Annotated in this window: 7 protein-coding genes; all 7 read left to right on the forward strand. The window is 59.8% G+C overall.

Features of this window, described 5'->3' with window-relative positions:
* Window positions 1-413, forward strand: a 413-nt coding sequence (locus LX81_RS22650) for a hypothetical protein (RefSeq protein WP_211322863.1), incomplete at its 5' end; no start/stop codon positions are given.
* Between the two features lie 108 nt (window positions 414-521).
* Window positions 522-2030: a type I restriction-modification system subunit M gene (locus tag LX81_RS21270; protein ID WP_111539250.1), complete on the forward strand. Its 1509-nt coding sequence runs from the start codon at window positions 522-524 to the stop codon at window positions 2028-2030.
* The gene (locus LX81_RS21275) at window positions 2020-3087 is read left to right on the forward strand and encodes a restriction endonuclease subunit S (protein ID WP_111539251.1); all 1068 of its coding nucleotides are present in this window, start codon (window positions 2020-2022) and stop codon (window positions 3085-3087) included. Before LX81_RS21270 ends, LX81_RS21275 begins: the two co-directional genes overlap by 11 nt.
* Window positions 3084-3695, forward strand: a complete 612-nt coding sequence (locus LX81_RS21280) for a hypothetical protein (RefSeq protein ID WP_111539252.1) — start codon at window positions 3084-3086, stop codon at window positions 3693-3695. Before LX81_RS21275 ends, LX81_RS21280 begins: the two co-directional genes overlap by 4 nt.
* Window positions 3696-3712: 17 nt before the next feature.
* Window positions 3713-6988 carry a type I restriction endonuclease subunit R gene (locus LX81_RS21285; RefSeq protein ID WP_111539253.1) on the forward strand — a complete coding sequence of 1092 codons (3276 nt, stop codon included), beginning with the start codon at window positions 3713-3715 and terminating at the stop codon, window positions 6986-6988.
* Window positions 6985-7716 carry a M48 family metallopeptidase gene (locus LX81_RS21290; protein WP_111539254.1) on the forward strand — a complete coding sequence of 244 codons (732 nt, stop codon included), beginning with the start codon at window positions 6985-6987 and terminating at the stop codon, window positions 7714-7716. The genes LX81_RS21285 and LX81_RS21290 overlap by 4 nt, the downstream gene beginning before the upstream one ends.
* A gap of 298 nt (window positions 7717-8014) precedes the next feature.
* Entirely contained in the window at window positions 8015-9868 is a 1854-nt protein-coding gene (locus LX81_RS21295; protein ID WP_111537489.1) for a TniQ family protein, read from the forward strand.
* Window positions 9869-9913: the final 45 nt, after the last annotated feature.

Consider the following 9913-nt stretch of genomic DNA (forward strand, 5'->3'; position numbering starts at 1 on the left):
CCCGCGGCTTCCTCCTTGGGAGGTTTTCCAACACGGGTCGTGGTTCCGACAGTGCGCAACGTTTCGCCGCGACCCGCATCAGAAAACCTTCACCAGAGCCGACCTTCGTGCCAAACGCGGCGGATGGCCGGTGTCAGCCCTTTCCTGCCGGTCGCGACAGCGCCGCGCTCGTAGAGTCCGGAGAAGCCGATCACGGCAAGCGGACTCGCGGTGCCGCAGCGAAGCCCAATCAACGATCTCATCTTGGTGGACAGAACTTCAATCTTGGGTTCGAATATAAGGTCGCGCATATGGTCGGACCTATCACCAAAGCGCCAAACCCGTCTTACGGCCCTCGCCGGATGAATACCGTGGATGGTCCTGGTCCCTGCCTCGCGCTGATCTTCCCCGGCGTTGTTGGACAAATCAGCTGAAAACCGCAGTCCCTCTTTCCCAAGACACACCTATACCCCTCGTGCAGCGCAGTTGTGGAGACTCTCTCCACATGCGAAGGCTGTTCCCAAAAGGCCACGAGCAGACAGATGAACCCGATTACACAACAAGAGATCAACAAGGCCGCCTGGGGCGCCTGTGACACATTCCGCGGCGTGGTCGACCCCTCGATCTACAAGGACTACGTCCTGACGATGCTGTTCCTGAAATACGTCTCGGACGTATGGAAGGACCACCGCACGCGCTACGAGACCGAGTATCCTGACGCGCCCGAGCTGGTCGACGCCATGATGCAGGAAGAGGCCTTCGTCCTCCCCGAGGGCGCCGCGTTCGATGCCCTGCACAAGCGCCGCTTCGAGGCTGGCAACGGCGAGCGTATCGACAAGGCGCTGCATGCCGTCGAAGAGGCCAATGGCGCCAAGCTCAAGGACGTTTTCCAGGACATCAGCTTCAATTCGAACAAGCTGGGCGACGAGGAGCAGAAGAACGACATTCTGCGCCACCTGCTCGAAGACTTCGCCAAGCCCGCGCTCGATCTGCGCCCCTCCCGTGTCGGTGCGCTCGACATCATCGGCGGCGCATATGAATACCTGATCTCCCGCTTCGCCGCCTCGGCGGGCAAGAAGGCTGGTGAATTCTATACCCCCGCCGAGGTCTCGGAACTTATGGCTCGCATCGTCGACCCGCAGGAAGGCGACGACATCTGCGATCCGACCTGTGGCTCCGCCTCGCTGCTCATGAAATGCGGGCGTCTGGTGCGCGAACGCAGCGGCACGCGCCGTTACGCCCTCTTTGGGCAAGAGGCGATCGGCTCCACCTGGGCGCTCGCCAAGATGAACCTCTTTCTGCATGGCGAAGAGAACCACCAAGTCGAATGGGGCGACACGATCCGCAACCCCAAACTGCGCACATCGGACGACATGCTGCGCCACTTCGATATCGTGGTCGCCAACCCGCCGTTCAGTCTTGAGAAATGGGGCGTGGAGACCGCTGAGAACGACAAGTTCGCGCGCTTCCGCCGTGGCACCCCGCCCAAAACCAAGGGCGACTATGCCTTCATCCTGCACATGATCGAGACTCTGAAACCCGGCAGCGGGCGCATGGCCGTCGTCGTGCCTCATGGCGTGCTGTTCCGCGGCTCGACCGAAGGCAAGATCCGCCAGAAGCTGATCGAAGAGAACCTACTGGATGCCGTGATCGGCCTGCCGGAGAAGCTATTCTTTGGCACCGGCATCCCGGCGGCGGTCCTGATCTTCCGTAAACGCAGGGCAGATGACAGCGTGCTATTCATCGACGCCAGCCGTGAGTTCGTGGCGGGCACAAACCAGAACGTGCTAAGCGAAGAGAACCTCGTGAAGATCGAGCAGACCTTCCGCGCCCGCGAGACGGTCGACAAATACGCATATCGCGCGACCAAGGCCGAGATCGTCGAGAACGACTTCAACCTGAACATCCCGCGTTATGTCGACACCTTCGAGGAAGAATCCGAGATTGATCTGATGGCGGTGCGGGCCGAGAGGACACGGCTGAAGGACGATCTGGCAGAGCTCGAAACACGCATGGAAGGCTATCTGCGGGAGTTGGGTTATGGTGCCTGAGGGATGGGCCGACGCCACGCTTGGCGATTTTGTGAAATTGAAACGTGGACACGACCTACCTGCTCATAGTCGTGCACCTGGGGACATTGAAGTAATCGGTGGAGGCGGACCAAATGGTTTTCATAACGAAGCAAAGGCCCCGGCACCGGGAGTTGTAATCGGACGAAGCGGGTCAGGGATCGGTAATGCGTGGTGGTCGCATAAACCCTTCTGGCCGTTGAACACAGGTATGTATGTCACGGATTTCTTGGGTAACGACCCAAGATTTTGTTTTCTTTGGCTGGATTGGATCGACTTTACCAGTCACAACTCGGGTGGCGCACAACCCTCGTTGAACCGCAATTTCATATACCCGATCCCCCTGCCCATACCCCCGCTCCCCGAACAAAAGAAGATCGCGGAGATCCTGTCGACATGGGACAAGGCCATCGAGACGGCCGAGGCGCTGCTGGCCACCGCCCGCACCCAGAAACGCGCTCTCATGCAAACCCTCCTCACCGGCAAACGCCGCTTCCCCGAGTTCGAGGGCCAGGATTGGCGCGAGGTGCGTTTGGGGGAGGTCTGCGATCCCAAGCAATGGACGACAATCTCGAACAAAAATATGACTGAGGAAGGCTACCCCGTGTTCGGTGCCAATGGGCACATTGGTTGGTTCGACGAATTTAATCATGACGAACCAACCATCGCAGTCGGTTGCAGGGGTGTCTGCGGCTCAGTTCATCTTACACCGCCGAAGTCTTACATTACCGGCAACTCAATGGCGCTCGACGATCTTGACACCGGTCAGGCCGATATTGGTTTTCTCTATCAATATCTAACCCACTTCGGCTTTAGGAAAATCGTCTCAGGTTCGGCGCAACCGCAGATCACGGGTAAAGCCATAAAAGCCTACCAGTTACGTCTTCCTCCGATTGCGGAACAACGTCGAATATCAGAAGTGTTCGAGTTGGCTGAGCGAGAGATTTCCCATCAGCACAGCCAAGCCGAAAAACTCCGCACCGAGAAAAAAGCCCTGATGCAACAACTGCTCACCGGCAAGCGGCGGGTGCAGGCATGAACGACGACGGCTCCCTATGGCTCTTTTTGCTCATCGGGGCCGTCCTGATCTGGTTCTTCTTCTTCCGCGAGACGGAAGCGCAGAAGCAGGCCAAGAAGGAAGAACAGGAACGCCGCGAAAGGGAACGTCTGCGCCTGGAAGAAGAGCGCAGCCAACAAAGAGAAGCCGCGCGACAGGAGTTTGAGGGCCTCGTCTCTCCCGGTATCCCGTCCACCGTGCGAAATGCGCACCGTGAGTTCCTTGCAGAGCAGCCATTGCCGAACGGGCAGCGCTGGTATGGCGAAGATGTCTCTCCCCTGACCTACTACGGCTATCGTGTCGGCAAGACGCGCGGCTTGCGTGAAATGGAGCGACGCGAGATCATCCGCTACGTCCTGCGCGCGCGGCTATCCGATCCGTTGGCGCAGGTCTATCAAAGCTCCTGGGGCCGTCCCCTGTCGCGCCAACGTCGCGCTGCCATCCGCAAGCATCTGGACAAACTGGCGGCACAACGGGCCTCTCGCCGGAATTACAAGACCGCCGTCGCCCATTGGGAGGCCGACAGCGCCTGGACCCGCACCTATCAGGATGCAGAAATCAGCAAATTTGACAGCTACAATTTTGATTAGACACGAGTGACGTCCTGATGAGCCAAACGCCCGACACCCGCGAAGAAGCTGCCGCCAAGATCCCCGCACTGCATGTGCTGATGGCCATGGGGTATACTTATGTCAGCCCCGCGAACGCCTTTGCGATGCGTGTGGCTGGCAGCGGGGTGCTTCTGGAAAGTGTGCTGCGGGCGCGCCTGAAACGGTATCGGTTTGATCATCGGGGGAAGTCTCATGCGCTCTCCCCCGGTGGCATCGACGAGGTCGTGCGGACCTTGGGCTCTACCGGCCTCACAGAGGGGCTGATCCCGGCGAACAAGGCGCTGACATCGCATATCACCAAGGGGATAACGGTCACCGAGTTTGTCGATGGGGAGAAGACCAGCAAGACGATCCCGCTGATCGACTGGACCGATGTCGGCGCCAATGATTTCCACGTCGTGGAGGAATTCAGCGTGCAGCGCCCTGGTGGGCTTGGCAGCTACAGGCCTGACATCGTGGTTTTCGTCAACGGCATCCCACTGTCCATCATCGAGGCCAAGCGCCCGGTTTCGACGACACGCGACAGGGCGATGGTGGAGGAAGGCATCAGCCAGCACCTTCGCAACCAGCAGGGAGACGGCATCCAGGACCTCTATGCCTATTCGCAGCTGCTTCTGTCGATTTCCGGCTCGGAGGGGCTTTATGCCACCACGGGGACCCGAAAGAAGTTCTGGTCGATCTGGCGCGAGGAAGAGCTGCCCGAGGCTGAGCTATCAGCTATCCGCAATGCCGAGCTGACGCCTAAGCAAGTGGACAGTCTTTTCGCCGAGCGCCCGGGCTATTCCTTGGCCAACTATAAGCGCCTACATGCAGCCCCGGTCGCCGTGACTGAGCAAGACAGGCTTATCGTTGGGCTTCTGCGCCCCGACAGGCTGCTGGATTTCACGCGGCGCTTCATGTTCTTCGACAAGAAGCTCGGCAAGATCGTCGCCCGCTATCAGCAGGTTCGCGGCGCGAAGGCGATCATTGATCAGGTGTCCAAGAAGAAACCGGACGGAAGCCGGGAAGGCGGTGTGATCTGGCACACGACCGGGTCAGGCAAGTCGAACCTGATGGTCTTCCTGACCAAAGCGCTGCTTGTCGAGCCGGAGTTGGCGGGTGCAAGGGTGATCGTCGTGACCGATCGCGTCGATCTGGAAAAGCAGCTGGCAGGCACCTTCCTGACCGGTGGCGCCTTTGGCTCCGATGTGGCGACCAAGAAAGACGGCGAGAAAGCGAAGGTTCAATCAGGAAAAGAACTGGCTGAGCGGATCGGCAGTGGCAATGAGCGGATCATTTTCACTCTGCTGCAAAAATTTAACTCGGCCACCAAGCTTCCTGAGTGCCACAACCCCTCGGACCAACTCATTGTGCTTGTCGATGAAGGGCACCGCAGCCAAGGGGGCGAAAACCACGAGAGGATGCGCAAGACGCTGCCCAATGCCGCTTTCATCGCCTTCACAGGCACGCCCCTTCTGAAAGATGACAAGACCCGCAACAAGTTTGGTCCCATTCTGCACGCTTACACCATGCAGCGCGCTGTCGAAGACGGAGCTGTGACGCCGCTGGTCTATGAGGAGCGGCAACCGGTCGTCGATATCAACGAGGCTGCAATCGACGCCTGGTTTGACAAGATCACCAAAGGCCTGACTGACAGCCAGAAGTCAGACCTGAAAAAGAAGTTCTCCACCCGAGGCAGCATCTACCGCGCCGCCAACCGGATCGACCTGATCGCTTGGGATATCGCGGAGCATTTCAACGAGAACTTCATAAAGCTCGATCTGGGTCTGAAAGCGCAGCTTGCGACAGACTCGAAGCTGTCGGCGATCCGCTACAAGGCCGCGCTGGATGCGACCAATTTGGTGACCAGTGCCGTCGTGATCTCCGCGCCTGACACGCGCGAAGGCCACGAAGACACTGATGAGACCAAGACACCGGAGGTGCAGGCCTGGTGGAAGGCGACTGTCGGCAACGATCCCAAGTCCTATGAAGACGGCATCATCGAGGATTTCAGCACAGATGGAGATCCGGACATACTGATTGTCGTCGACAAACTGCTGACCGGGTTCGACGAGCCGCGGAACGCTGTGCTCTACATCGACAAACATCTCAAGACCCATAATCTTTTGCAGGCGATTGCCCGGGTCAACCGCTTGCACGAGGCGAAAAAGTTCGGCCTGTTGGTCGATTATCGCGGTATCCTTGCCGAGCTCGACACCTCCATCCAGAACTATCAAGACCTGGCCGCACAGACGCAGAGTGGCTACGACATTGAGGACCTTGCCGGAACGGTTGCCAACGTGGCCACCGAATACAAGCGCCTACCATCGCTACATGATGCGCTCTGGGCCATCTTCAAGCCGCTGAAAAACAAGCAAGACTGGGAGCAATACCGCCAGCTCTTAACCCCGCGCCTGTCCGATGACGGCACCGGTCATATAGTCGACGACAACCAGAAGATCCGGGAGGATTTCTACGAGGCGCTGACCGAATTCGGGATGTGTCTCCAGCTTGCCCTGTCCTCTCGTGCATTCTTCGATGACGGCGCGTTTGATGAAGCACAGATACGGACCTACAAGCGTGATCTGAAGTTCTTCACCGAGCTGCGAACACAGGCGAAGCGGGACGCACAGGAAACTGTCGACTTCTCCGAATACGAACAGCAGATCCGCAAAATGGTCGACACGCAAGTGATCGGTCAGGATATCAAGGACCCGCCCGGCGTTTTTCAGATTGGCACACTTGAAGAAGACGACCCAGAGAGATGGTCTGATGAGAAGACACGAACCGAAGCCGACCTCATCAAGACCCGGCTCCGGAAGACGATCGAGCAGGACCTGATCGATGATCCCTATGCCAAGAGGGTTTTCTCGGAGCTCCTCAGAGACGCTATTCGGCAAGCAGAGGCACTGTTCGATCACCCAGACAAGCAATACGTGCTGTTCAAGGACCTTCAGGAGCAAGTCGACCAACGCAAAACACCTGGTGTCCCGGATCGCTTTGACGGACATCCCAAAGCTCAGTCTTACTTTGGCGTGCTCAGGGTCGAGACAGAGGGTTTCGAGGCCGAACTCACCGAAGAGCGCATGGTCGAAGAGGCGTTTCACATCGACGAAACCGTTGAGAACGCGGTTAAGACGCACTCCATCAATCCGTGCAACATCGAAGGCGAAATACGGAAGCAACTTTTGCCACACTATTTCAAGGTGCTCGGTGGCCTCGACGCGGCCAAGCGGCTGATAGAGGAAATCGTGGCAATCGTCCGCGCGGGCCGGGCCAAGGGAGCCCGATGACCGTCGATCCTGTTTTGACCTATGGCGGACAGACCCTCTCCTATCGGGTGCAGACCGGTGGCTCTCGGACGACGAAGATCGCGATCCACGTCGAGCCAGACGGAGAAGTCATCGTTGATGGGCCAGAAGGTGCAGACCCCGCAGAAATCCGCAGGGCGGTGAACAAGCGTGCTCGCTGGGTCTTTATGCAAGTCGAGAAGGCAAGAGAGCGTTTCAGACATGTGCGTGACAAGGAGTATGTGTCCGGCGAGGAGGTTCTGTATCTGGGCCGCCGATACGTTTTGAAAGTGATCAAGGACGACACGCACCGTGGCGCGGTGAAACTGAAGGGAAATCGCCTCGAAGTTCCCAGCCGATCATGCTCGCCTGAAAGCGTCAGTGCCGGTGTATGGGCGTGGTATCGTGTGAAGGCACGAGACTACTTTGATCGGCGGCTTGCCGAATGGGAACAGAAGCTGCCTTGGGTCAACGGCCGTCCGCCGTTTCGCCTGCAAGAGATGGAGAAGCGCTGGGGAAGCTGCACGGCCGATGGGACCATTATTCTAAATCCCCACCTGATCAAGGCACCGCGAGAGTGCATAGACTACGTCATTCTGCACGAATTGGCGCATCTCCGGCATCACAACCACAGCCCAGACTTCTGGAAGACCATCAGCTTTGCCGACCCAGATTGGCAACGAAAGAAGGCGCTATTGGACGGCGCCGCTGAACAGCTCACTGCCAAGTAGCGTTCTGCCCGGTCTGGGGAGCGACCGCACGACCTTGGCGCTGGCTGGGCTGTTTTACCACGGACCGCTTTCTGCGCACAGCGGCCGTTCGAGATGGCCGCAGCGAACGGCCGCTTCCCGCCCTCCTACGACATTCCTCCTTCGATATTGATGCCTGACACGACGGTGCGCAACGCCGGTCATTAGTGCTGATGACGCTGTCAGAACACGGGAAACGTTGCCGCGTGAACAGCCGGCGAACGGTATCCCGTCGCCGAACAATCTTGGCGCGATGAGGCATCGTTCGTAGACAGGGTCCATGATGTCCGCCCTGCCCCTGCGCCCCGTCCCGGTTCCCCGCGAGACGTTGCCCTCCTTCGTGTCACGCATGGCCGCGAAGAACTTCACCTCAGTGATGGAGTTCGCGCAGGACATGGGTTTCACCTTCAGGGCTGTCCTGCTTCTCGACCCCGCGGTGCTGGACAGCATCGCCCGACTGGGCGGTCTCGATGACGACCGGATGGCCGACCTCGTCTCGTGGACGGGGACAGCTATCGGGGACGTACGGACGACTTTCCGAAGTGAGGTCTTCGTGTCCCGCGCATTGCGGAACCCGCAGGTTCGAGGATGTCCGATCTGCCTGCGGGAGGACGCGGACGCCCATGACGGCCGGGCCGTCGAGGCCATGGCGATGCGTGGTCATTGGCAGCTGCGCCATGCGATGACCTGTGTCGCCCACGATCATCCGTTGATCCCGCTATGGCAGCGCGGTCCTGTGCCGGAGCGCTTCGACACGGTCGCGCGCCTGGCCGAGATCGAAGGCGACATCCGGTCCGGTGCCCTGGATCGTCGACGGCGGACGCCGACCGCCTACGATCTCTGGCTCGACGCGCGGCTGGCCACGGGGGACGACGGGACGTGGCTCGCTGGCCATCCGCTCTACGCGGGAACGACCTTCTGCCATCTGCTGGGCCAGGCGCTGCTACGCCTGGGCGATCACGTGGATACAGAGGAAACGGAAGCGCAATGGATCGCCCACGATCTCGGCTTCCAGGTGGCGCGTGGTGGCGAAACCGCTATCGCGAATGCGCTCGCTCACCTCGCGGCGAACACCGATCACTACAATGACCTGCCAAACAAGACCTTCAAACCGCTATACCATCGACTGTCGACCGACCTGCGGGACGACCCGGACTTCGCACCGTTCCGGGCCCTCATGCGCGACAGGATCCTCGCGACCTGGCCGATGGCAGCCGGCGATGACGTGCTCGGCGAACGGCTCGAGGTCCGGCGGCTTCATTCCCTGCGATCCGCCGCCCGCGAGATCGGCGTGGGGTCACAGTTCCTCGAGCAGTTCCTCGTCCGGCATGGCGCGATCGCGCCGGATGACGACCGGCCCGATACCCGGAAAACGTTCGACGCCGCGGCCTACGCCGATCTGCTGGCCGAGATCCCGACGCTCGTCGGGCCGAAGGAGATGCGCCGCGCCATCAGCGCAACACTGCCACAGTTCCGGGCCCTCGTCGACGCCGGCCTTCTCGTGCCACGCATCGACATTTCGACGGTCAAGTTCCCGTGGCGGCTGTCGGACGGGGCGCGCCTCCTCGACCTTCTACGCGCCGGTGCGACCCGGATCGATCCGGCCGATCGAGACTGGGAGCATATCAACCGCGCGCGGATCCGGACTGGCGTCGATCTGCGAAGGATTGTCGAGGCGATCGAGGAGAAGCGATTGCGGGTCGGGCATCGACCCGATCTTGCAGGGTATGCCGGTATCTTCGTTTGCAGGAACGACGTCGACGTCCTGAAGGACCACCGGTCTCGGCGACAAAGACCGGAGTTTCCAAGCGCGGGCGAGTTCGGCCGATCGATCGGATTGCGGAACCGGGCTGATTTCCAAAGGCTCGTGGATGATGGTCATACACCGGGCACGCCGCTCCCGAACCCGAGGACGCACCGCGTACATGTCTATATTACGGAGGAAGACGCTGCGGCATTCCATGCAAAGTTCATGACGATCTCCACGATCATCCGCGAAACCGGTCTGCACCGGAACTCCGCGAACTCCTTGATCGAGAAACGCGGTGTCGAGCGTTTCCGACCCGCCGGCGAGGATTACGGTCCGGTCTATCTCCGGGCAGATGTCGAACGGGCGCTATCCCTGCGACCTTGAGGGAATGTAGGCGGTAAGATGCCCGCCGGGAACCGCAGGTCCGCA

The organism is Palleronia aestuarii, from assembly GCF_003253995.1.
Taxonomy (GTDB): Bacteria; Pseudomonadota; Alphaproteobacteria; order Rhodobacterales; family Rhodobacteraceae; genus Palleronia; species Palleronia aestuarii.